18 protein-coding genes are annotated in these 24,432 nt (G+C 68.8%); 8 read left to right on the forward strand and 10 right to left on the reverse strand.

The window, feature by feature from the left end; translation table 11 throughout:
- Positions 1 to 36 precede the first annotated feature (36 nt).
- Positions 37 to 846, reverse strand: coding sequence for a 3-hydroxybutyrate dehydrogenase (locus tag D6T63_RS08900; protein WP_120148642.1), 810 nt, complete (start codon positions 844 to 846; stop codon positions 37 to 39).
- A 116-nt stretch (positions 847 to 962) separates the two neighbouring features.
- On the opposite strand from D6T63_RS08900, the gene D6T63_RS08905 reads away from it, so the two are divergent.
- On the forward strand, positions 963 to 1,877 hold the full coding sequence (locus tag D6T63_RS08905; protein WP_235830644.1) for a LysR family transcriptional regulator: 915 nt from the start codon (positions 963 to 965) through the stop codon (positions 1,875 to 1,877).
- A gap of 111 nt (positions 1,878 to 1,988) precedes the next feature.
- Here the strand turns inward: D6T63_RS08905 and D6T63_RS08910 are convergent, their stop codons facing one another.
- The 5 genes from D6T63_RS08910 to D6T63_RS20095 form a co-directional block, all read right to left on the reverse strand.
- The gene (locus tag D6T63_RS08910) at positions 1,989 to 3,719 is read right to left on the reverse strand and encodes a cation:proton antiporter (protein WP_120148644.1); all 1,731 of its coding nucleotides are present in this window, start codon (positions 3,717 to 3,719) and stop codon (positions 1,989 to 1,991) included.
- Between the two features lie 130 nt (positions 3,720 to 3,849).
- Complete coding sequence (locus D6T63_RS08915) at positions 3,850 to 4,662, reverse strand: spermidine synthase (RefSeq protein ID WP_120148645.1); 813 nt, start codon at positions 4,660 to 4,662, stop codon at positions 3,850 to 3,852.
- A 56-nt stretch (positions 4,663 to 4,718) separates the two neighbouring features.
- Positions 4,719 to 5,279, reverse strand: coding sequence for a GNAT family N-acetyltransferase (locus D6T63_RS08920; protein ID WP_235830645.1), 561 nt, complete (start codon positions 5,277 to 5,279; stop codon positions 4,719 to 4,721).
- 46 nt (positions 5,280 to 5,325) lie between these two features.
- Positions 5,326 to 5,667, reverse strand: coding sequence for a thiamine-binding protein (locus D6T63_RS08925; RefSeq protein ID WP_120148646.1), 342 nt, complete (start codon positions 5,665 to 5,667; stop codon positions 5,326 to 5,328).
- 160 nt (positions 5,668 to 5,827) lie between these two features.
- Positions 5,828 to 10,858 (reverse strand): rhamnogalacturonan lyase family protein, encoded by a 5,031-nt coding sequence (locus D6T63_RS20095; protein WP_328588665.1) that lies wholly within the window; start codon positions 10,856 to 10,858, stop codon positions 5,828 to 5,830.
- Positions 10,859 to 11,253: 395 nt separating this feature from the next.
- On the opposite strand from D6T63_RS20095, the gene D6T63_RS08935 reads away from it, so the two are divergent.
- The 7 genes from D6T63_RS08935 to D6T63_RS08965 all read left to right on the forward strand — a co-directional run bounded on the left by D6T63_RS08935 (position 11,254) and on the right by D6T63_RS08965 (position 19,443).
- Entirely contained in the window at positions 11,254 to 12,174 is a 921-nt protein-coding gene (locus D6T63_RS08935) for an AEC family transporter (RefSeq protein WP_120148647.1), read from the forward strand.
- 145 nt (positions 12,175 to 12,319) lie between these two features.
- On the forward strand, positions 12,320 to 12,664 hold the full coding sequence (locus tag D6T63_RS19210) for a hypothetical protein (protein ID WP_182976941.1): 345 nt from the start codon (positions 12,320 to 12,322) through the stop codon (positions 12,662 to 12,664).
- Positions 12,665 to 12,687: 23 nt separating this feature from the next.
- On the forward strand, positions 12,688 to 13,974 hold the full coding sequence (locus tag D6T63_RS08945) for an ATP-binding protein (protein ID WP_120148648.1): 1,287 nt from the start codon (positions 12,688 to 12,690) through the stop codon (positions 13,972 to 13,974).
- A 171-nt stretch (positions 13,975 to 14,145) separates the two neighbouring features.
- Positions 14,146 to 15,348, forward strand: coding sequence for an MFS transporter (locus D6T63_RS08950; RefSeq protein ID WP_182976942.1), 1,203 nt, complete (start codon positions 14,146 to 14,148; stop codon positions 15,346 to 15,348).
- Between the two features lie 326 nt (positions 15,349 to 15,674).
- Positions 15,675 to 17,300, forward strand: coding sequence for a BCCT family transporter (locus D6T63_RS08955; RefSeq protein WP_120148650.1), 1,626 nt, complete (start codon positions 15,675 to 15,677; stop codon positions 17,298 to 17,300).
- Between the two features lie 53 nt (positions 17,301 to 17,353).
- Complete coding sequence (locus D6T63_RS08960) at positions 17,354 to 18,397, forward strand: alcohol dehydrogenase catalytic domain-containing protein (protein WP_120148651.1); 1,044 nt, start codon at positions 17,354 to 17,356, stop codon at positions 18,395 to 18,397.
- Positions 18,398 to 18,441: 44 nt separating this feature from the next.
- On the forward strand, positions 18,442 to 19,443 hold the full coding sequence (locus D6T63_RS08965; RefSeq protein ID WP_120148652.1) for an acyl-CoA thioesterase: 1,002 nt from the start codon (positions 18,442 to 18,444) through the stop codon (positions 19,441 to 19,443).
- Positions 19,444 to 19,477: 34 nt separating this feature from the next.
- On the opposite strand, the gene D6T63_RS08970 is transcribed toward D6T63_RS08965, so the two are convergent.
- The 4 genes from D6T63_RS08970 to D6T63_RS08985 all read right to left on the reverse strand — a co-directional run bounded on the left by D6T63_RS08970 (position 19,478) and on the right by D6T63_RS08985 (position 24,417).
- The gene (locus tag D6T63_RS08970) at positions 19,478 to 19,792 is read right to left on the reverse strand and encodes an MmcQ/YjbR family DNA-binding protein (protein ID WP_120148653.1); all 315 of its coding nucleotides are present in this window, start codon (positions 19,790 to 19,792) and stop codon (positions 19,478 to 19,480) included.
- A gap of 45 nt (positions 19,793 to 19,837) precedes the next feature.
- The gene (locus tag D6T63_RS08975) at positions 19,838 to 21,091 is read right to left on the reverse strand and encodes an amidohydrolase (protein WP_120148654.1); all 1,254 of its coding nucleotides are present in this window, start codon (positions 21,089 to 21,091) and stop codon (positions 19,838 to 19,840) included.
- Positions 21,092 to 21,132: 41 nt separating this feature from the next.
- Complete coding sequence (locus D6T63_RS08980) at positions 21,133 to 23,616, reverse strand: sensor domain-containing protein (RefSeq protein ID WP_120148655.1); 2,484 nt, start codon at positions 23,614 to 23,616, stop codon at positions 21,133 to 21,135.
- Between the two features lie 102 nt (positions 23,617 to 23,718).
- Entirely contained in the window at positions 23,719 to 24,417 is a 699-nt protein-coding gene (locus D6T63_RS08985) for an SGNH/GDSL hydrolase family protein (RefSeq protein WP_235830646.1), read from the reverse strand.
- Positions 24,418 to 24,432: the final 15 nt, after the last annotated feature.

The following is a 24,432-nucleotide window of genomic DNA, read 5'->3' on the forward strand; positions in this document are numbered from 1 at the left end:
CGCCGTCGTCGCCGGCTTTGTGGGCTGACCCGGGGGTCAGCGGGCGGACCAGCCGCCGTCCATGACGTAGGACGAGCCGGTGACCATCCCGGCGTCGTCGCCCGCGAGCCACGCGACGAGGGAGGCGACCTCCCCCGGCTCGACGAGGCGCTTGATGGCGGACTCGGTGAGCATGATCTTCGAGAGCACTTCGTCCTCGGTGATGCCGTGGAGGCGGGCCTGATCGGTGAGCTGGTTCTCGACGAGGGGCGTCCGTACGTAGCCCGGGTTCACGCAGTTGCTCGTGACTCCGTGCTCGCCGCCCTCCAGGGCCGTCACCTTGGACAGTCCCTCGAGCCCGTGCTTCGCCGTGACGTAGGCCGACTTGAACGGTGACGCGCGCAGTCCGTGCACCGAGGAGATGTTGATGATCCGGCCGAAGCCGCGCGCGTACATGCCCGGCAATGCTGCACGGATGAGGAGGAAAGGCGCCTCGACCATGAGCTTCTGGATCCGGCGGAAGTCGTCCGGGCTGAACTGCTCGATGGGGCTGACCACCTGGATCCCGGCATTGTTCACGAGGATGTCCGTCTCGAGTGTGAGCTCCTCCAGAGCCCGGGTGTCGAGCAGGTCGACGGCCCACGCTTCCCCGCCCAACTCGCCCGCGAGTGCGGTTGCACCGTCCCCGTCACGATCGGCGACCACGACATCCGCGCCGAGTGCTGCGAGGGCGTGCGCGCAGGCCGCGCCGATACCACTGGCGCCGCCCGTGATGACGGCTCGTCGCCCGCTGAGGACTCCTTCCCCCTGACGGGCCGGGCCGGGACCGGTCCGACCGGAGTGCGCTGCCGCTTCATCGAGGCTCATGGCTGTCCTTCCGCGCTGGGGAGCGGGGCGAGCCCCCGCACTTCCCCTGAGTATTCCTGCAGCGTACGGCGGGACCAATGACCACTTCGGCACGCCTACTCTGCGATACTGCAGACATGCCCACTCCCAATGCACAGGACCTGCTTGTGCTCCGGGCGGTCGCGCAGACCGGCCGGTTCACCACGGCCGCCGAGACCCTGGGCCTCAACCACACCACGGTGTCGCGCCGGATCACCGCTCTGGAGAAGGCCCTCGGCGGTCACGTCCTGTCCCGCAGTGCCGGTGGGTGGGAACTGACAGACCTCGGCAGGAGGGCCGCCGACGCCGCAGCGAGTGTCGCGGCCGCCGTCGCGCACCTGCGTGACGACGACGGAGGTGCCCTCGCCGGCGTCGTGCGCATGAGTGCGACGGACGGCTTCAGCGCCTTCATCGCCGCTCCGGCGTTCGCCCGGCTCCGGAACGAGAACCCGCGGCTCAGTATCGAGATCGTGGCGGCGACGCGTCGCGCGTCCCAGACCCGCACCGGGCTCGATTTCGAGGTGGTGGTCGGGGAACCCCAGGTGCATCGCGCCGAAGCGACGCGCCTCGGCGCCTACGTCCTCCGGTTGTACGCCTCCCGGGACTACCTCACGTCGGCCGGCACGCCGTCGGATCTGGCCGAAGTGGTCACGCATCCGCTCGTCTACTTCATCGACTCGATGCTGCAGGTGGACAGCCTCGACGCACCACGGAGGCTGCTGCCGGCGATGAGGGATGCCCTGAGCTCCACCAATGTCTTCGTGCACGTCGAGGCGACGCGTGCCGGCGCAGGCCTCGGCCTCCTGCCGTGCTTCATGGCAGATCGCCACGCGGACCTCGTCCGCATCCTTCCCGATCTCGTCGCCGAGAAACTGGACTACTGGCTCGTGGTGCGGCCCGACTCGCTGCGGCAACCTGCCGTCGCCGCCGTCGTCCAGGCCCTGCGCGAAGGAACGCTCGCGCTCGAGTCGGAACTCCTCGGGCGGGACCGCGCCGGTCGGACGGGACCGTAGGACCAGGCGCGTACCCCACAAAGGGATGCACCGCCCTGCGACGTCCGCGGCCGGGGGCGTCCGTCCTTCTGACCTGCGCCCCGGACGAACCTGCTCACCCGACAATGTCCCTCAGGATGAGCTGCCGCGTGGACGCAGCCGGGTCTCCTCCACATCGAGGATGCGCTGCGCCCGGGCGAGGACGCGTGAGGAATAGGTTCCGCGGGCACGGGCAGCCAGCAATGCCTGCCGCTCGGCCTCGAGGACTGCCAACCGGAGGTCACGGTACTGGCGGTGCGGCGAGCGCACCAGCTTCTGATCGGGCAGCCGCGCCTTCTCCCATTCGAACTCGCTCCGCATGCCCGTGTCGAGGCGCACGCGGTCCAGCACGTCCTCGTCCACCTCGATACCTTCGCCGATGACCACCTGCGGATCGTCGAGGACCCGAAGGCCCTCGACGCGCAGCTCGTCGAAGAGGGTCGCCGATTCCTCCCGGTCGGTGTCGGCGTCGACCCCCTGGACCTTCAGCACCCGGATGAGCGCCGGCAGCGTGCTGCCCTGCACCAGGAGGGTGGTGACGGCGACCGTGAACGCGATCAGGACGAGCTGTTCCCGGTAGGCGAAGGCTTCCGGCAGGGACTGTGCCGCCGCGAGCGTCACCACTCCGCGCATCCCCGACCAGCCGAGCACGGTGGCACCCTTCCAGCCGAAGCCCTCACGCCGCTCGAGCTCGAGGTCCGCCTGCCGCCGCTCGAACATGCGCGTGAGCGCCCTCTTCCGCCGCTCCTGCCTCGGATCGAGGGTGGGCAGTTTCTTGAGCCGGCCGAGCCCACGTCGCAGCTGGATGGAACGGCGCGCGGCCCTGCTCGGCAGCCTCCGCATGAGCAGGACGAGGGGGAACACCCACAGGAAGCGCAGCACGATCAGCGCGAGCGTCGCGACGAGGCCGATCAGCACCGTCTCCCCCACCGTCAGCAACGACTCGTCGATGTTCTGCAGCAGGCCCCGGACCTCGAGGCCGATCAGCAGGAAGACTCCGTTCTCGAGCAGGAACTGCACCGTCCGCCAGTTCACGTTGTCGCTGATGCGTGCGCGGGCGTCGAGGTGGCTGGCACTCCGGTGGCCCGTATACACACCGGCGACGACGACGGCCAGCACTCCCGACGCCCCGAGCTCCTCGGCGGGGATGAAGGCGATGAAGGGGACCGCGAAGGAGAGGGCGGTGTCCAGCACCGGGTCATCGAGCGTGGAGCGGATGAAAACGGTCACCACCCCGACCGCATACCCGACGATCACGGCGACGACGACGGCGAACGCGAAGTCTGCGACGGCGGCCCCGAACCCGCTCAGCGCTCCGGCCGATGCCGCGATGGCACTGCGCAGGAGCACGAGGGCCGTGGCGTCATTGACCAGCCCCTCACCCTCGAGCACGGTCAGGAGCCGGGGCGGCAGGCCCAGCCGGCGGCCGATCGACGTGGCCGCGACGGCGTCGGGCGGGCTGATGACGGCGCCGAGCGCGATAGCCGCCGCCAGACCGAGATCAGGGAGCAGCGCGTGGAGGAGGAGTCCGGTGACGAACGAGGAGACGACGACAAGCGCCACGGACAGGCTCGCGATGGGTGTGAGGTTCCGCCGGAAGTCCATCACGGGCGTCTTGATCGCGGCAGCATAGAGCAGGGGTGGCAGGATTCCGGTGAGGATCCACTCGTCCGGGATGCTGAAGCTCGGCACACCGGGGACGAAGGACAGGCCGATACCGACGACGACGAGGAGCAGCGGCGCTGCGACGCCCACGCGTTTCGAGAGGACAGCGACCGCCACGAGGACGGCGATGACGATGATGCCCAGCAGTCCCAGTTCCACCCTGCCAGCCTAGTGCGGCGCGCTTTTGGGGTTCGGGTGGGTGACCGACGCCCGTGACCCTTCACGGAGGCCTGCGTACACGCTATGGCGGGGTGTCCGATGCGCCCCCCATAAGCGGCGTCCTACCGTCTCAGTCCGCGAGGACCTGCGCTCCGGCCGCGAAAGCGCGGACCCGGGCGTCCTGCCAGAGGTGCGCCGGCACTCCCCCGCCGAGCAGCCCGCGCACCAACCCCGGATCCCCGCCGAGCGGCGCATCGCTGCCCGCGATGATCACATTGCCGTAGCGCCGCCCCTTGAGCATCGCGGGATCGGCGATGATCACCGTGTGCTCGAACTCCGCCCCTATGGTCGCGGCCTCGCGCTTGGCCATCGCGAGGTTCGGACTGTCGCCGCAATTGACCACGTACACCCCGTCGGCCGCGAGGACGCGCTTCGCCGCCCGCGTGAACTCGCGCGTGATCAGCGGCTCCGGCGTCACTGCGCCGGCGAAGACGTCGCGGATCACGAGATCTCGGCTGTTCTCGCTCAGCGACTCCGTCACAGCCCTTGCCTCGCCGACACGGATCCTCACGAGCGGCGCGCGCGGCAGGTCGAACCATTCGCGCACCAGGTCGGCCAGTCGGCCGTCGAGCTCGACGACGACCTGGCGGGCCTGCGGATGCGAGGCGGCGAAGCGGCGGGCGAGCGAGCAGGCGCCCCCTCCGAGGTGCAGCGCGCGAAGCCTCTCCGTCGACGACCAGCGCGAGTCCACGAGCGAGGCGATCCAGCGCATGTACTCGAAGTCGAGGTGCAGCGGATCGGCCAGGTCGATATGCGAACTGGGCACGCCGTTGATGCGCAGGACCCAGCCGTCGGCGTTGTACGGATCGGGTTCGAGCTCACACGTCCCCGTGTCGATGGGGAACTCGCCGATCTCGGGGCGCGGCCCGGTGGGTTTCGCCATCAGGGTCGGCTCGTCCGGGGGACGTCCGGACAGACGGAGAAGGGCATGGTCCCATGCTAGCCGCGGGCCGGCGCCGTCCCCGCCGGGCCCCGGTCGGGGCGGTGCATCCGGAACATCGGCCTGTGATGCCAGGTAGTGCCGCAGAGCATGGAGGTACCGTCCGGCTCGAAGCCGTTGCGGACGTAGAAGCGCTCGGCCCGCGGGTTGCCATTCAGGATCCACAGGTAGGCGGCCCTGGTCCCGATCGCGATGTCGAGCAGGCGCTGCCCGAGCCCCGTTCCATGCGTGCTCCGCAGCGTGTAGATGTGGTGCAGTTCGAAGTCGGGGCGGTCGTCGTCGCGCCCCGGACCGGACGTGGCGATCGCGACCGGCTCGCCGTCGTCGAACGCCAGCCAGCTCCGCGCACTATCGGGGGTCCGCGAAGCCTCCTCGAAAGCCGCGCGCCGACGTTCGATGATCGCGGGCAGCTGGGCGTCGTAGTAGGCGTGGTACTCCGGCGGCATGATGTGCTCGTACGTCTCGTGCAGCCCGGCGACGTGGGTGCGGGCGTACGCCTCGGCGTCATCGACCGTGGCCGACCGGATCACGTAGGGCAGCGTCGATAGATGCTGTGTCACCCCCTCAGCTTAGTGTCCTGGGGCTACCGAATGGTGACCGGATGTGTCAGGAGTGGCCCTCGAACTGCTCCTGCTCCGCGAGCGCCGCCTCGAGCCGGTCGAGCTTGCCCGTCAGCTCGCCCGTGTGGCCCGGACGGATGTCCGCCTTCAGCACGAGCGAGACGCGGGTGCCGTAGCGCCCGACGGCCTCGGTGGCGTGCTTGACCACGGCCATCACCTCATCCCACTCACCCTCGATCGTGGTGAACATGGAGTCGGTGTGGTTGGGCAGGCCGGATTCACGCACGACGGCGACCGCGGCGGCGACGGCGTCGTGCACCGACCCGTCGGGGTTCTCCCGGGAGAGATCGGAGGATCCGGACGGGGCGACGCTGAAGGCTACGAGCATGGTCCCAGTCTGGCACGCGGTCACTGTCCGCGGGAGGGTCGGCCGCCACTGATGGTGACGAGGTCGGTTGCACAGACCCCCGGCACGACGACGGTGGTTCCCCCGGTGACGGAGCGGAGGCCCGGACGATGATCGTCCGGGCCTCCGTCCGTCAGCAGCGTCAGGGGCCGGTGACCCTGAGCGCCTCCCACCCGAGAAGCGTGCCGTCGCCGGTGAAGACGACCACCTTGTTGTCACCGGGCCGGGTGCCGGACGGCGTGGTCACGCCGACCTCGCCGTCGTCGGACGCCTGCCGCCAGCCGAGGCCGGTGCCGTTGAGGTAGACGTAGAACCAGTCCTCGGCCTCGAGGTTCTCCAGCGTCACCTCGCTGGAGCCATGGCCGAACTTCTCCCCCGCGAGGCCGAGATCCACGCGCGTGGACTCCCTGAGCTCCTTGGCCCTGGCAGGACCCGGGGTGAAGGACGGCTCGGGGTTGACCAGCTCGCCCGGTCCGCTGTCCTCTCCCGTATAGGTGATGCTCGGTGCCGCCGGGGCCTGCATGTCCGCACCCAGGAAGTACGAGGTGTGCGGGGGCTGGTTGTAGGCGGTGTTCTGCCACGCGACGCCGAGCCGGTACACGGGGTCCGACTGAAGCGTCCGCAACCGGTGGTCGGTGACGTCGACGGTCGTCGCGATGCGCAGGGCGGACGAGTCCTCCGTCCGGGTCACGATCTCCTCGCGCCAGTCGCCGAACAGGTCGGCCTGCAGGGCGGGGTTCGCCTTGGTGGTGTTGTTGCTCAGGGTCCCGCCTGCCCGGTACAGCTCCTCGGACGCCTGCGTCTCGGGGTTCCACTTCGAGATGGTCGGAACGCCCGCGGCCACTGCCGCGTCGTAGTCGTTGTCCGTGATCTCGCGGAGCAGGTCTCCATCCCACCAGGTGACGAAGTTCGCAGCCGGGATCTTCTCCGACAGGAGTTCGCCTGCAGAGGAGCGGAGCTGCCCGACCGGCGAGTTGTAGGCTGCATCCCCACCGATGGCCCAGCCCTCGGCGCCGGCGTGGTTCGGATCGATGTCCGCCATGGCTGCCCGTCCGGTATCACGTGCCGCCGGAATCGACCAGATGATCTCTCCCGTCGCAGCGTCACGATAGGTGGCCCCGCGACTGCCGGATGCTCCCATGTCCTCGTGCGCCGCGAAGACCTCGAGGCCGGGATTCGTCGGATCGAAGTCCGAGACGTGCAGGGCGTCGCCGTGGCCGAGGCCCGTGGTGTAGAGCGCCTCGCCGTCGTCGTCGATGGTCATGGAGCCGAAGACGATCTCGTCCTTCTGGTCGCCGTCGACATCAGCGACGGAGAACTCGTGGTTGCCCTGGCTCCGGTACTGGCTGCCCGACTCGTCGGAGTCGAACGTCCAGCGTGAGGTGAGGTGGGTGCCGTCGAAATCGAAGGCGGCGACCACCGCGCGCGTGTAGTAGCCACGGCTGAAGATGACACTCGGCTTCTCGCCGTCGAGGTAGGCCACACCGGCCAGGAAGCGGTCCACGCGATTGCCGTAGGTATCGCCCCAGGCTCCTACGTCCCCGCGGGCCGGCACGTAATCGATCGTGTCGATGGCCGCGCCCGTCGCACCGTCGAACACCGTGAGGTATTCGGGACCGCTCAGGACGTAGCCGGAAGAGTTCCGGTAGTCGGCTGCGGCATCACCGATCACGGAGCCCGCGCCGTCCACGGTGCCTTCGGCGGTCTTCAGTGTCACCTCCGCCGTGCCGTTCCCGTCGAGGTCGAAGACCTGGAACTGGGTGTAGTGCGCGCCGGCCCGGATGTTCTTCCCGAGGTCGATCCGCCACAGGCGGGTGCCGTCCAGCTTGTAGGCGTCGATGTAGACGGTCCCCGTGTAGCCGGCCTGTGAGTTGTCGCGGCTGTTCGTCGGGTCCCATTTGAGGATCACCTCGTACTCGCCGTCACCGTCGACGTCGCCCACCGAGGAGTCGCCCGCCTTGTAGGAGTACGGCTGGCCGTCCTTGGTGACGGCGTCGGCGGGCTTCTCGATCGGGACGTCGAGGAACTGCTGGGTCCAGACGGTGAAGTCCTCGGTGACCCAGCGCTCGACGCCGTCGACCACGGAACTCACGCGGTACACGGACTCCGCCGCGCCGTCGGCGTCGAGCAGGTTGGTGCTCGTGGTGACGGGTTCGTCGGTGATGCGCTCGCCGTCGCGGTAGACGTGGAAGGCGATGCCGTCGTCATCCAGTCCGAGCATGCGCCAACCGATATAGGTGCCGCCCTCGCCCTGCACCGCGACCGGAGCGCGGTCCAGGCGCTCGGCCTGCCGTTGGAGGGTGGTGGCGGCCGGCGAGGTGATCGTCGAAGAACGCTCGGACGCGCCGCCTGCGTTGACCGCCGCGACAGCGTAGGTGTACTCGATGGTCGTCAGAACCTTCGTGTCGGTGAAGGATGCGCTGTCCGCCCGCCCGACCAGCTCGGGGTCGCCGAGTGATCCATCCGCCTTCGGCTCCGCCCGGTACACCTGGTAGAAGAGGGCGCCGTCCGACGGCGTCCAGCTGATCGTCACGTCGTTCTTGTTGACGGCGCCGAGGGTGAGTCCGGTCGGCACTGCTGCGGTGGGTACGTCAGGATCCACCGTGGTGAGGACCAGCGCGTTCGACGCGACGGATTCGGTGCCGCCCGCGGTGAGCGCCACGACCGTATAGGTGTATTCGAGTCCGACGTCGGCGGTGGTATCGGTGAACGCGGCATCCTTCGTGTCCCCGATCGCGGCACGCTCGGTCGAACCGTCAGCGGTCCGGTACACGCGGTAGCCCGCGGCTCCCTCGGGCGCCTGCCAGGTGAGGGACACGGCGACGCCTGCCCCATCGATGCTGAGGTCCTTCAGTGCGAGGCCCGACGGCGCCAGCTGCAGCGGCGTGATCTCGATACCGTTGAGGCGCGACGACGTCCCGGTCATCACCAGGTTGAGCTGGCCGTCGGTGACGAGCACGGGCTCGCTGGTCTTCTGCGCGACGGCGGCACGGCCGGCGTTGGCCGAACCGAAGTCCTTGCCCTCGAGCTGCACATTGGAGCGGCTCGTGCCGATCCAGTCACCGCTGTACGTCTTGACCGCGTAGGAGCCGTTCGGCACGTCGACGGCGAAGTCGTGGCTCGGTGTCGGCAGCAGGAAGTCACGCTCGAGGTCCGTGGGCGGCGGCGTGAAGGCGATGCCGCGGTCACGCCCGGCCAGGCCCGCAGTGTTCAGGAAGCCCCAGCCGCGTTGCGCCGAGTAGGCGCTCGTCTGGTTCACCTCCGTGTAGTCCGGCATGACCGGCGATCCGGCCTGCTGGACGTCGAAGCGGTACAGGGGCGATTTCGTGGCGATCCGTACGGCGCTGGAAGGTGCGGATTCTCCGCGACCGTTGACGGCGACGACGCGGACATCGTACTCCCGGCCCTCCGCGAGGCCCGGGACAGCGGATTGCGGGAGGGTGGAGGTGGCCACGAGGGCGTAGGCGTCCTCACCCGCACCGGCGTCCTTCCGGAACACGCGGTAGATGTCCGCGCCCTCGACTGCGCGCCAGGTGAGCTGCGCGGTCGAGTTGGAGACGCTGGCGACGACGACGCCCGTCGGAGCCGCCGGCACTGCTGCCGGTGGCTCGGCTTCCTCGACCTCGCCGGCCAGCGGGATGTCGAGCCCCGCGACATCCTCGGCCACGAGCCGGGCCATCTGGATTGCGCCGTACTCCTGGAAATGGGTGTCGTCCACGGTGCCGGCGGGGCGGCTCGGGTAGACCCCGGCAGGCACGTGGAGGTAGACGGACTTCGCGGCCTCGGCGCCGATCTCGTCGAGGTGGGCACGACTCGACGCCGCGAGGTCGACGACCGGCGTGCCGGTCTCTGCAGCCAGCTTCTGTACGGCCTCGACGTAGGCGGGGAAGGACACCACGGCCTTGCCGTCGGCCCCGAAGGCCCGCCGGGAGACCGGGGTCACGAGCACCGGCGTCGCGCCGCGCTGTTTCGCGCCGTCCACATACGTCCGGAGGTACTCGTAGTAGTCGGCGGGAGCAGCGAAGCGATCATCCACGCCGTAGCTGTTGTCGTTGTGGCCGAACTGCACGAAGAGGTAGTCGCCGGGCTCGATGCCGCGGAGCACCTCGTCGAGGCGCCCCTGGCTGATGAAGTTCTTGGAGCTCCGCCCGCCGATCGCCCTGTTGTCCACCGCGATGTCGTCGGACAGGAAGCGGTCGATCATCTGCCCCCACCCCGCCTGCGGTGCCACGTCGGAGCGGTACGTCTGGACAGTCGAGTCACCCGTGAGCCAGACCGTCGGCTCGGGAGCCTGCGCCCGGTCGGCCTGCCGGGTGATGGTCAGGCCGTTCAGGTTGGCGGCGGTTCCCGCGACGTCGAGGTTGAGCTGCCCGTCGACGACGGCGATGTCGAAGGACATCTCCAGGTACTGGCCCGCCGCCCGGGTGGTGGGCTGTACCTTGGTCATCTGCTCGGCGATGAGTGCGAGGTCGGTGGGGCCCGCGGCATCACCGGCGATGAGGCCGATGGTGTAGTCGCCGTTCGGCAGGTCCACCACGAGCTCCGTGTCGCCGATCGTCACGAAGTCGGACCGGGTGGCGTCCTGCGTGCTGCGATCGGTCGCCGTGACCTTCGACGGGTCGATGAAGCCGGCTCGCGTTCCCGCGCCGTAGGCCGTCGTGTCGCTGATGGCCGTCGCGCCGGGCGCTACGGCACCCGGACCGAGATCGAAGGTGAGGACGCCGTCGGGCAGTGCCGGTGGGTTGGCGAAGACGCTCGAGGCCGTAGCGGGCGAGGGTGCGGTGATGCCGTCCGCGCCGCGAGCCTGGACGCGGTAGAAGCGCGGCGAGGACGTATCCACGGACCCATCCGTCGCGAAGACGTCGCCCGCGGTTTCCGCGACCTGGACGTACTCGCCGTCGACGGTGTCCGCACGGGACACGAGGTAGCCGGTTGCGCCCGGCACCTCGTTCCAGCGGAGCATGACGGCGGTTGCGGTGACGCGCGCCAGGCGCACGTTGAGCGGTGCGGGGAGCGACGACGTCGCCTCCGCTGCGACGGACGGAGGATCGGCTGTGACGGATGGGGCATCGACGGCGAGCGCCGGAGCCCCGGCGAGGCAGACGCCGAGGACGGTTGCCCCGGCAAGGAGCGGAGAGCGCAGGAGGGCGCGGTTGAGACCGGTGGGTGGCATGGAGAGGTACCTTCTCGTTTCGTCATTGAAAACGGTGTGCGGCGTCGATCGCCCTTCCAGGAAGCCGGGTACGGCGGCGTCCTGGAGCGGTTCAGCGGAAGACGTGCCGTCAGCCTAACGGCGGCGGGTACGCCGATCAAGGGTTTTGGGAAAAGGCTTTCCGAATAGCGCTCGGGTCGGTCGGAGACCATCGCTCCACCGATGGAGGCGCGCAACCAGGTGCGGGGGCAGGACGATCGCCGCAGGTCCTCGCCCCAGATGGCGCCGAGCAGGATCCGGAGCCGCGCGGCACTCCGTAGCTCCGTGCTCTCCACGGTCTCTGGTGCGTCCTCCGCCCGGCGGAGGACGCACTAGGTTTCTAGGGGGCGCCCGTGGAGGGCCCGGGAGGAGGAAGCATGCTGGGAGTGCTGGGAGGCTTCGCCGTCGTCGGTGCCGTGATCCTCGTGGGCTATGTCGCCGGGCGGCTCGTCATCGGGGGCACGCAGGCGGGCTTCGCGCTCAACCAGGTGGCGTTCTTCGTGACCAACCCGGCACTGCTGTTCACCGTGCTGGCGGATGCGGACCTCCGATCGGTGTTCTCCGAATACCTGCCGATCGCCCTCCTCTCATCGCTGGCCATTGCGGCCCTCTACGTGCTGGTCAGCAGATTCCTTTTCCGACGGGCCGCTGCCGAGACGGCGATCGGTGCCATGGCGAGTTCGTACGTCAACGCGAACAACATCGGCATCCCCATCACCGTCTATGCCCTCGGTGACGCCACCCTGATCGCGCCGGTCCTGCTCGTCCAACTCCTGCTGCTGGCACCGCTCTACCTGACGATCCTCGACCTGACATCGAGCAGGAAGCCCTCCGTCCGGGCCGTTCTGACCCAGCCGTTCCGCAACCCGATGATCATCGCCTCTCTCCTGGGCGTCGCGGTCTCCGCTACAGGGTTCAGGCCGCCGGCTCCGGTGTGGGATTCGCTTGCCCTGATCGGCGGCGCCGCCGTTCCCATGGTCCTGATCTCGTTCGGGATGTCCCTCCCGGGAAGCCGCCCGCTCAGGGCGGGTCCGGACCGCCTGCAGGTCCTGACGGCCACCCTCCTCAAGAGCGCGTTGATGCCGGTGGCCGCCTATCTCGTGGCTCATCATCTCTTCGGGCTCGACGGCGAGAGACTGCTCGGCGCCGTCGTCGTCTCCGCGCTGCCCACCGCCCAGAACGTCTTCATGTTCGCCGCCCGCTACGACCGCGGCATCCCCCTGGCTCGGGACACCGTCCTCCTGTCCTCCGTGCTGGCCATCCCTGCGCTGATCGTCGTCGCCGCCCTTCTTGCATGAGTCCCGATCCGCGCCCCGGCACGGGTCGTCGGCGTCGGGTGGGCTGTTGTGCGAGGATGCGAAGCACACTGCTTGTCGCCACCCCCGGCGGCCCTTAGCATTCAAGCGGTCGCCGTGCGCTTCACGGCCTGCAGATGGGATGGGCATGAAGAGCAGGATCTCCCCGGAAGAGCCGTTCCCCGCGAACCTCGAGCGGCTCAGGGACCAGGACGTCGAAGTCCTCAACAGCAAGGTGCACCGGGAGATCGAGCACGAGTTCGCGACCGAAGGCGAGGTCGACGCCGAGACAGCCTTCCGCAAGGACGAGCTCGACGAGGAACTCGACGGTCGCGAAGCCGGCCCCCGCCTCAGCCTCGTTCCGCAGCAGGAGGACGACGGCGGAATGGCGAGCGCCTACGCCGGCGCGGAGCTCGAGGACATCGTCGAGGCCTCCGGCGGACAGGCCGGAGGCGCGCACGGCCGGTTCCGGTCGGACACCGGGCGTCAGTAGAGAGCCGGTAGTAGGAGCCTTCGATGACACAGCCGCGTATCCGCGATTTCCACCCCGAGGACCTGGACGGAATCCTTCATCTCTGGGAGGAGATGCGGACAACCCAGGTGGAGCCCGTCTACGGGTTGTCGGAGGTCCTTGCCTCCAGCCAGCAGGACTATGCCGTCGTTGCCGTCCAGGATGATGTCATCGTCGGCGCGGCCGTGGGCCGCGCCGCACATGCGCAGGGTTGGATCGTCTTCCTGTCGACCGCATCGAGCCATCGCCGCCAGGGCATCGGGGGCCGCATGCTCGCCGCCCTGGAGAAGCGGATGGCGCCGCTGGGCCTGTCCAAGCTCTCTGTCCTCCTGCCCGAGACGGGTCTTCGCATAGACGCATTCGCCGAGCAGGGTTTCACGGCGAAGAAGAACCTCCGCTACTTCGAGCGCCAGATCCCGATCCAGCGCAACGAGCTCAGTGCCCTCACCGAGCTGGGGGGCCGGCTGCTTCCCCGCGGGCTGTGGGACTCGATCGGCGGGATGCAGCGGGAGAAGGAACTGCTCGAGCGTCGCCTGGTGATGCCCTTGGCCAGAGCCGACCTGGCCGAGCAGTTCGGTGTCGTCGCTCCCAGCGCGGTGGTGCTGTTCGGCCCTCCCGGGACCGGGAAGACGACCTTCGCACGCGCCATCGCCTCGCGCCTGGAATGGTCCTTCGTCGAGGTGTTCCCGTCCCGGCTCGCTTCGGATCCCGCCGGCCTGGCGGGCGCCCTTCGCGAGACGTTCGTCAAGATCGCCGACCTGGAGCATGCAGTGGTCTTCATCGACGAGGTGGAGGAGATTGCGGTGCAGCGCGGCGGAGAGCCGCCGTCGGCCATGCAGGGGGTGACCAACGAGCTGCTCAAGATCATCCCCACCTTCCGGGATCAGCCGAACCGCCTCCTGGTCTGCGCGACCAACTTCATCCGCTCGCTCGACTCCGCGTTCCTCCGGCACGGCCGCTTCGACTACGTGATCCCGATCGGGCTGCCGGACGACGAGGCGCGACGGTCCATCTGGTCCAAATACATCCCCGGGCAGGTCCTCGCCAGTGTCGATGTCCCGGCCCTCGTCATGGAGACCGACGGATTCTCTCCTGCGGACATCGAGTACGCCGCCCAGAAGGCATCCCAGGGCGCCCTCGAGAAGGCCCTCTACTCGGAGGACGAGGCGGATGCTCCCACCGGTCCCCGAACAGAGGACTACCTCGCTGCGATCGCTGAAACGCGGGCAACCGTGTCACGCGACGTCGCTGAGGCGTTCCTGGAGGACATAGAGTCGATCGCCCGTCTCTAGGCGCTTCGTGGCAGGGACGGAATGTCATCCTCCTTCCCGGTGTTAGGCCAAGGGTCGGGGTCGTAGCTAGCCTTGACTTCAGCATGCCCTTCGGCCTTCAACGGTGCAGCCGAGGCAAAGCCCACCGGAAGTTCCCATGATTGGTGTCCCTTGTCTGTTTCCTCTCCGCCCGTGACGGCCACCGCGCCCTTTCCCTACGTGGGTCTCCTGTCCCTCGCCGGTGCCATCTTCGTCTCCGTGACCAGCGAATTCCTGCCCACGGGCCTCCTGCCCGCCATGGCACGCGACCTCGGCGTCGGCATCTCGACGGCCGGCTACCTCGTGACGATCTTCGCGGGCACCGTCGTCGTCGCGACAACCCCACTCGCCGCCGTGACCCAGCGGTTCTCGCGCAAGTCGCTGATCGTCGTCGTGCTCCTGGTGATCGCCGTCGCGAACGTCCTCGCGGCCGTCGCGCCGACCTACGGCGTGCTGGTCGCCGCGCGCATCATGGGCGGACTGGCGCACGGCCTCTTCTGGGCCGTGGTGGCTGCCTACGCAGCCCACCTCGTTCCTGCCCACCAGCTCGGCAAGGCGGTCGCCATCACCGCCGGCGGCGGAACGGCCGCCTTCGTCCTCGGCGTCCCGGTGGGAACGGCGATCGGCAACGCGCTCGGCTGGCGCGCGGCCTTCACCATCATCGGAGTGGTCGTCGCGATCCTGGCCCTCGTGATCGTGAAGTTCCTCCCACCCGTCAACCACCACGTGGCGCGAAAGGCCGGCGAGGAGCGTGTGCCCCTCACGCGCGACCCCAGCTTCCGCGCCGTGATCCTGCTGTGCATCGTCATCCTGATCATCCTGACCGGCCAGAACACCTTCTACACCTATATCGCCCCCTGGTTGACGGACGTCTCATCCTTCGAGCCCGGGTCCATCGCCCTGGTCCTGTTCCTCTACGGCGGCGCAGGGATCATCGGCCTCATCGGTGCAGGTTATGCCGCCGATCGCTTCCCGAAGAAGGCGTTCGCCGGTGTCGTCCTGGTCGTCATGGCCGCCGTGCTCACGCTGGCCCTCGTGACCACGAACACCGTGCTGGTGCTGATCGCGGTCATCGTCTGGGGTGCGGCCTTCGGCGGCATCCCCGCGATGCTGCAGACCCGCATGCTGCGGACAGCATCCTTCCGCACGCGCGACCTGTCCGCGGCCCTTCAGACGACGGCGTTCAACGTGGGCATCGGCGGCGGAGCGCTCCTCGGCGGGCTCCTGCTCGACGGCATCGGACTCGAGGTCCTGCCGTTCGTGATGATCCTCCTTGTCGCGACAGGACTCGGCCTGAGCCTTGCGACCGACACCGCCAAGGACCGGCGGGAACGGCGTCGGCTCCGGCAGGAATGACCTCGCGGGGGCATATTCGCACGTAGAACAGGCCTCTGGATGGGTGCTTGGTCACAATCGGTGATCGGATAGAATACCGATCCGGCCGGCGGGCGGGCGCGTCGGCGCTCCTGCAGGCGGTCACTCGATGCGCCGCACGGCGTGCGCGTCGATTCGACTCTATCCGGGGCGCACGCTGGGAAGCGAGAGGCCTGCGGTGAGCAGGTTGACGGCGTGGAACGGCAGGAAGCGGACGACGTCGGGAGCACGGGAAAAGTGCCCAGCAAGCGTTATTTCACCCTTCGCACACTGGGACCAGGCCATCATCACGGCGTAACGTAAGGCGCATGTCTAATTCCACCGAGCCCATCCAAGGATCACCGCCCAGTGAGGCCACGCCTTTCGAGGCCCCTCCCGGAGAGACCCCCGCGAAGGCTGCGCTGGACCGACCGGTGCTTTTCGTCTCCCTCTCGATCGTCATCCTGCTCATGCTGGCAGCGGTCGTCTTCCCTACCCAGTTCTCTGCGGTCACCACCTCGGTGCTCAACGGCCTCGTCTCGAACTTCGGGTGGGCCTTCGTGCTCACGGCCAGCGGATTCGTCGTCTTCGCGCTGTTCCTCGCGTTCAGCAAGTACGGCCGGATCCCCCTCGGCAAGGACGGCGAGAAGCCCGAGTTCTCGAGGGTCTCCTGGATCGCGATGATGTTCAGCGCGGGCATGGGCATCGGGCTCATGTTCTACGGGGTCACCGAGCCCATCTCCCACTACCTCACGCCGCCCGTCGAGGGCATCGAGCCCGGTAGCGCCGAAGCGGCCCGTGAAGCCATGAACTACACCCTCTTCCACTGGGCCATCCACCCCTGGGCGATCTACGCCGTCGTCGGCCTCGCCCTCGCCTACTCCGGCTTCCGCAAGGGCCGGGGTACCGGCTTCAGCGCCGCCTTCTCGCCCCTCTTCCGCGGCCGCTCCATCCCGAAGTCGATGCGCGCCATCGACGTCTTCGCGATCTTCGCTACCCTCTTCGGTTCCGCCACGTCCCTGGGCCTCGGCGTCCTGCAGATCAACGGCGGCCTGACCGAGGTGTTCGGCGTAGGCAGCAGCCTGCCCCTGCAGATCACCCTGATCGCAGTGCTGACCGTCTGCTTCGTCATCTCCGCTGTCAGCGGAGTCAGCCGTGGCATCAAGTGGCTGTCCAACGGCAACATGATCCTGGCCCTTGCCCTGCTGTTCTTCCTGTTCGTCGTGGGCCCCACCGTGTTCATCCTCGAACTCATCCCGGCCTCGGCCGGCAACTACCTCGTCAGCCTGCCGCAGATGTCGTCGCGCACAGGTGCCTTCGGTGGCCACGAGTGGCTGGCCGCATGGACCATCTTCTACTGGGCCTGGTGGGTTTCGTGGACGCCCTTCGTCGGCTCCTTCCTCGCCAAGATCTCGCGGGGACGCACCATCCGTGAGTTCGTCATCGGCGTCGTCGCCGTGCCGAGCGTCATCAGCGTCCTCTGGTTCGGCGTGTGGGGCGGCTCCGCGCTCAACCTGCAGGACAACGGCGTGGACATCGCGGCGGCCAACGCCGAAAGCCAGGAGTCGGCGATGTTCGCCCTCCTCGCCGAGTACCCGCTGGCTTCCGTGACCTCGATCCTCGTGGTCATCCTCGTAGCCATCTTCTTCATCTCCGGAGCCGACGCCTCGTCGATCGTGCTCGGGTCGCTGTCCTCGTTCGGCGCTGCGGTGCCTCGGAAGTGGCTGACCATCATGTGGGGCGCGCTCACCGGTGGAGTGGCCGCCGTCCTGCTCTCCGTGGGAAGCCTGGGGGCACTGCAGACGCTGACGATCATCGCGGCCGCACCGTTCCTGCTCGTCATGATCGGGCTGTGCGTGGCCCTCATGATGGACCTCCGCAAGGATCCGATGATCCTTGCTGCACGCAGGACCGGTGCCCGCGCGGCCCGGAAGGTGACACAGCAGGCGTCCTGACCGCCCATCAGGGCGATGCACCGGGCGGGGAACGCGCGGGGCAGAATGGTGCGATGCGCGCTGTCTGCTTCGACGGGTTCTCCGCCCGCCCTGTCCTCCGGGATGTCCCGGAACCCGCCCCCTCGGCTCGCGGCGTCGTCGTCCGCGTCCAAGCCACCGGTCTGTGCCGCAGCGACGTGCACGGCTGGTTGGGGCACGACGACGGCATCACCCTCCCGCACGTCCCCGGCCACGAACTGGTGGGGATCATCGAGGAGGTCGGTGACGACGTCCACCGCTTCGCTGTCGGCGACCGCGTCACGACGCCCTTCGTCTGCGCCTGCGGCCACTGCCCCGAGTGCGCCTCCGGCAACGGCCAGGTGTGCCGGAACCAGACCCAGCCCGGCTTCACCCACTGGGGCTCCTTCGCGGAACTCGTGGCACTCCACGACGCCGACACGAACCTCATCGCGGTGCCTGCCACGCTCGACGCCGGTGCTGCCGCCCTCCTCGGGTGCCGCTTCGCGACGTCGTACCGCGGGCTCGTCCACCAGGCCCGCCTCGAGGGCGGCGAGTCCCTCGTGGTGGTCGGTTGTGGCGGCGTAGGACTCAGCGCCGTGATGATCGGTACGGCGCTGGGTGCGCGGGTCGTCGCCGTCGACATCGACGACGACGCGCTGGCCCGGGCCGACCGCTTCGGCGCCGCAGTCACCGTCAACTCGCGTGGACTGTCGCGGGAGGAGGTGCTTGCGGCCGTGCGTGCAGCCGTGCCGGACGGTATCGATGTGTCCGTCGACGCGCTCGGCCGGGAGGAGACCGCCGCCGTCGGCATCCTCTCGCTCCGCCCCCGCGGCCGGCACGTGCAGATCGGCCTTTTCCCCTCCGATCCGGTTCTGCCCATGGGAGCAGTCATCGGCAGGGAACTCTCCGTCCTCGGGAGCCACGGCATGCCTGCGCAGGACTACCCCGAGCTGCTGGCCCTCGTCGCCGAGGACCGGTTGCGCCCCCAGGACCTCATCGAGCGCAGGATCACCCTCGACGAGGTCCCCGATGCGCTCGTGGCGATGGCCGGTGACCGGTCGGCCGGCGGAGTGACCGTCATCGATCTCGGGCCCTGACGCCCCGGCTACCGGTTCCCCCCGCGCCGTGGTGATACTGGTGCATGACCGCACCCTCGTCCGCCGTCGACACTCCCCTCGAGAATTCCGTCACCCTCCGCTTCCTCGCGTCGCCGACCGACCTCGGTCACAGCGGCTCCGTGGACGCCGGGACCGTGCTGGAGTGGGTGGACAAGGCCGCCTATGCCGCAGCCGTGGGCTGGGCCAAGACCTACTGCGTGACGGCCTACGTGGGAAACATCCATTTCGCGGATCCGGTGGTGGTGGGCGATCTCGTGGAGGTCGAGGCGACGATCGTCCACACGGGCACGTCCTCCATGCACATCCGGACGGTGGTCTCCTCCGGCTCGGTCTCAGGGGACGACGGCGGGAAACGCAGCGAATGCCTCGTGATCTTCGTGGCCGTCGGTCCTGACGGCAAGCCCGTCCCCGTACCCGCGTTCGAGCCACGCACGGACGCCGAACGGCTGGACAGTGACCACGCGGTGGCGCGCATCGCGGTCCGCAAGGACATCGTCGAGGAGATGCGCCGCCAGGAGTACACCGACGCAGGCACCGCGGAGCGCACGGTGCTCCGCTTCCTCGCTGCCCCCACCGACGTCAACTGGGGCGGGAAGGTGCACGGCGGGACGGTCATGGACTGGATCGATGAAGCCGCGTACGTCTGCTCCACCCGGTACTGCGGTCTCGATACCGTGGCTGTCTTCTCCGGTGGCGTCCGGTTCCTCAAGCCGCTGCGGATCGGCGACGTCGTCGAGGTGGAGGCGCGCCTCGTCTACACCGGACACAAGGGCATGCACGTCGCCGTGCATGTGCGGTCCGGCAGCCCGAGGTCACGCGAGATGGACCTGACCACCACCTGCCTCACCGTCATGGTGGCGCGCGACGACGAGGGTACGGCTGTGCCCGTGCCGCCCTGGGCGCCGCGGTCGGAAGAGGATCGCCGGCTCCACGAGCACGCGCGGAACCTCCTGCTCATCCGCAGCCGTGCGCCGGGGAGCGTACTGCCCACCCACCTGCGCCCGGGCTCCGGCGGAAACGAGTAGGACTGCTGCACCCGGCCCGCAGCAGCGATACCGCTCAGGTACGGGAGCGCACGGCATTGGCGATCCGGTAGGACTCCTCGATGAGCTCCGCCAGTTCCGCGGCGTCGACCCGGCCGAGCCGCACGAGCACCAGGGTTCTGTACTCCTCATGGTGCGGGTGGACGAAGAACGCTCCGGGCTGCGTGGCGAGCAGGGCGTCGCGCTCGTCCGTCTTGACGGTCAGCACGGTGTCGTCCCACATGCGGGCGAAGAGGGTCCTGGCGAACCACGCAGGCCGGTTCCAGCTCAACCGCTCGGATGCCCCGGGCAGGGCCAGGCACAGGGACCGTACGTCGTCTTCACCGACCATCCACCAACGATGGCACCGGACCTCTGAGGGGTCCAGCGGTTTCTTTCAGCTCCTGAAGAGGTTCTCGAGCAGGTCGACGGCGATGACGATGGCATTTTCGTCGACATCGAACCGGCGGTGGTGGTGCGGTGCCGGATTGGATGCGCCGACGAAGACGTAGGTGCCGAGTCCGCCTGCCTCCTGCACGGCGCGGATGAGCAGGTGCGCGTCATCGCTGCCGCCTCCGGAGGCTCCCTTCGGGGTGAAGGTGGTGACGGCGGGGACGCCATCGGCCGCCCGGGCGAGGCCCTCGAGCAGGTCGCCGTCGGGCTGGGACACCGCGGCCCTGCCGTAGGTCTTCGATATCACCGTCACCCCGTACATCTGCGCAGCGCCCTGTACGACCGCCTCGGCGCGCCGGTTCAGGTCGTCCAGGACGTCGTTGGAGGTGGAGCGCGTTTCGTAGGTGATCGTTGCGACGGCTGGGATGATGTTGGCGCTGCCGTCGGCGTGGAACGTACCGACGTTGACCCTCGTGTCCGCCGCCGCGAACCGGGTGAGCCCGAGGATCGCGAGTGTCGCCTGCGCGGCCGCGGCGAGTGCGTGGCGCCCCAGCTCGGGAGCTGCTGCGGCGTGGGACGCCTCTCCTTCGAACCGCGCCGTCCACTTGGTGGTGGCCATCGCGTCCGTGACGCCGCCGACCACGGTCCCCGTCGGCAGATTCCCCCCGAGGTGCACCGCGAGCATGCGATCCACGCCGCGCGTCACCCCGGCGTCGATCATCGGCTGGGCGCCACGAACACCCTCCTCGGCGGGCTGGAACAGGATGCGGACCCGGCCCGGGAAGTCGCCGTCCTGCAGCCGGTCGGCGAGCGCGAGGCCGATCGCGGCGTGCCCGTCGTGTCCGCAGGCGTGCATGTAAGGGGTGACGGAGCGGTAACCGCCTGCGGCAGGGGCGTGGTCGTCCGCCGACTCCTCCTCGACGGGAAGGGCGTCGATGTCGACGCGGAGGCCCCAGGTAGGCCCCGGCCTGTTCCCCTGCAGCTCGGCGATGATCGCCGTCCCGTGCTGTTGGAAGTAGGCGACGTCGTCGGCCGCGGTACCCGCCTCGACGGCACGGCGCCCCCACTCGTCCTGCTCGGCCTGCGTGGGTGGCAGCGCGATGCGGGCGACGTCGATCGCACCGGCACCGGTGGTCACCGGGATGTCGCGCGAGCGGAGCTCTGCGAGGATCACGGATGCTGTCCGGTACTCGAGGAAGCCCGGCTCGGCGTGGGCGTGGAACTGGCGGCGGAGGGCGATGATCCTGTCGGGCTGCATCCTCCGACCCTACGCACCGCCCGCACGCGGATGCCATCGGATCAGGTGCCGGAGGCGCGCGGCTTCCCGAAGAAGTAGCCCTGACCCTGGTCGCACCCGAGTCCGTGAAGGATCATCGACTGCGTCTGCGTCTCGATGCCCTCGGCCACCACGGTCAGCCCCAGCGAGTGCGCGAGACTGATCACTGCCGTGATGACGGCGAAGGACTCCCTGCGGCGGGCAGGGCTGTCGAGGCCCGCGATGAACGAGCTGTCGATCTTTATGGTGTCCACCGGGAACTGTCCGATGTAGGACAGGGACGAGTACCCGGTCCCGAAATCGTCGATGGCGAGCTGAACACCGAGCGACCGCAGCAGGGCGAGATTACCCCGTGCCCGGCCGAGGTTGGTCATGAGGACACTCTCCGTGATCTCGAACCCGAGGGCACTCCCGGGGACGCCGTGCTGTGACAGTGCCTTCTCGACACCGACCGCGAAGTCGGGATCGTCCAGCTCGGAGGCGGAGGTATTCATCCAGATGACACCGCGAGCGCCGACGCCCCGGCGTCCCGTCAGGGCCACCCTGCGCATGACCTCGCCGAGCACCCAGCGGCCCAGATGACGCATCAACCCGGCTTCCTCCGCGAGCTCGATGAACTCGCCCGGCATGAGTATGCCCAGCGTCGGGTGGTGCCACCGCACCAGTGCCTCGCTGCCCACCTGCTCCTCCGTGTTGAGGTCGATCTGCGGCTGGTAGTGCAGGCTCAGCTCGCCCTGGAGGATGGCGTCCGGCAATGCGGCCTTGAGCTGGAGGCGGCGCCGGATGCTCTCGCTGTGCGCCTCGTCGTGCAGGGTGTACCGGTTCCGTCCGGAGCCCTTCGCCGCGTACATCGCATCGTCGCTGTCACGCAGCAGTTGTTCCGCAGTGCTCCTCCCCGGCGCGGACAGGGCGATCCCCATGGACAGGGTCACCGGGATCTGCGCTTCGTTGATCGTGACCGGCTCGGCGAGCGCTGCGCGGATACGGTCCGCAGTGTCCTGCGCCTTCGCCGCGCTCGAGGACGTGCAGAGGACGGTGAGTTCGTCCCCGCCGAGCCGGGCTGCCGTGTCCGTGGGACGGAGGACCGACTGGATGCGCTGCGCGATCGACGTCAGGACGAGGTCGCCGACGTGGTGGCCGAACGTGTCGTTGATGGTCTTGAACCTGTCGATGTCGCAGAACAGCACTGCGACCCGGGCCGAACCGCTCCCGTCCTCCGATGCGAGCGCTCGCTCGAGGCGGTCCATGAACAGTGCACGGTTCGGCAGGCCCGTCAGGGTGTCGTGAAGAGCCTGGTGCTGGAGCCTGGCTTCGAGGTTCTGGCGGTCCGTGATGTCCTCGACGTGGTCGATCAGCAGCGTGGGCGTGCCCTGGGCATCACGCACCACCGATGAGGAATGCAGGATTCCGACGACGGTCCCGTCCGAATGAAGGAAGCGCGTCTCGTGCTGATGGGTGTCCTGCGCACCGCGGGTGAGCGCCCTTCGCTGGCGCTCGGAGTGCAGGACGTCATCCGGGTGGGTCACATCCTGCACGGAGTGCGCCAGCATCATCGACGGGGTGCGTCCGAGCAGATCACACAGTGCGTTGTTGACCTGGAGGAACTGCCCGGTCAGCGACGTGATGGCCATCCCGATGGGGGCGTCGTCGAAGGCGCTGCGGAAGCGCCCGTTGGTCACCTCGAGTTCCTCCTCGACCCGCACCCGGTCCGTGACATCGGCGCAGGCCACGACGACGCCGGTGAGTCCGTCCTCGTCTTTCGTCAGCTGCGAGGCCTGCAGCTCGAGCCAACGCCAGGTCCCGTCCCGGTGCTTCACGCGTACGGTCACGGGTGCCCGGGTGCCGAGGTGCGGGACGGCGGCCCCCGCCAGGATCGCCCGGGTGGGCGCCGGGTCGCCAGGATGGACGAGATCCTCGAAAGACCGGCCCTGCACCTGCTCGGGCTCGTACCCGAGGATCGCCCGGGACGCGGTGCTGGCTGCGGTGACGCGGCCGTCGTCGAGTACGAGGAGGAGGTCGGAGGTGCTGTCCAGCATGGTCTTGATACCCAGCTCGCGGCGCTTACGCTCGGTGATCTCCCGCTGGATGGCGATCCAGTGGGTGAAGTGCCCCGCCCGGTCCGCGACCGGCGTGATGCTGATCTGCGCCCAGAACTCGCTACCGTCCTTGCGCACGTTGAGCAGCTCGACCTCGATGGGTCGCCAGGCCAGCAACGCGGCCCGCAGCCGGTCGAGCTCCCGGCGGTCCGTCGCCGGGGACTGCAGGATCCGGGGCGTCCGGCCGAGGATCTCGTGGGCTTCGTACCCGGTCATGCGGGTGAAGGCCGGGTTGACGTACACGACCTTCGGTCCGCCGGACGCCGCGTCGATCGGTTCTGCCCCCGTCACCAGGACGACGTCACCGGCATGGGTGACGACGGACTCGAAGAGGGCGTGCCTGTCGAGGACTCCGCCGTCACTCAACTCCTGCGGAGTGATGGCGCTGCCGTTCGTGCCGGTATCTACCATGCTGCTACTCCGAAGCTCGGTGGACGGTGCACTGCTGGACTTCCGTCCCCATAGCCGAACGCTAACCCTGCGGAGCCTGCTGGGGGAACCACTTCTCCCCCATCAGCGTGCCAGGACCACCGGTCGACTCCCGGGCGGACCGGGAAGGAGGAATGCGGAGATGGCTGCCGCGATCTTCCTGCCGCCCTGCACGGAGGGCTCGATGGGGTTGGCGTAGTCGCCGTCGTCATCACACACGAGGCGCAGGTCGACGACGGACACGTCGCGCGCGAACGCAGCCCGCGTGATGCAGTCATTGAAGAAGGCGAGCGCCGTGCGGACCACGGCGTAGCCCGGTTCCGAGGCGGGGGTGTCGTAGATGGTGCAGACGGCGACGGGTAGACCCCGCGCGGTGACCCCGTCGAGCATCGATCCGTAGGCGCGACCAACGTCGCGCTGGACGTCGTGGAAGGCGAGGAGCGCCTCGGGCACGCTGTCCACCGGCCGTTGCAACAGGTGGCGGTATCCCAGGGCATCGTTCCCTCCGACGCTGACCACGAGGTGGGTGGCGTCGGGCGGCACGGACCGCAGTTGCCGGGCGACGCCACCGATGACATCGCCGTCGACGGCCAACAGGGTGGCTCTCCAATCCTCCGACAGGGCGTCGCGGACCTGCGCGACGACGTCGGGGCCACCGTCCACGTACCGTCCATTGTCGAAGATCGAATCTCCGAGCAGCACCACATGCCCCATGCTTCCTCCTGGATCGTCGATCCCCCATGGTGAACCGCGGGCGCCCATGGCCACCAGTACGTGCAGCACTGGCGTCCCGGTTCC

The sequence above is a fragment of the Arthrobacter cheniae genome (genome assembly GCF_003602275.1).
In the GTDB taxonomy this organism is placed as follows: domain Bacteria; phylum Actinomycetota; class Actinomycetes; order Actinomycetales; family Micrococcaceae; genus Arthrobacter_D; species Arthrobacter_D cheniae.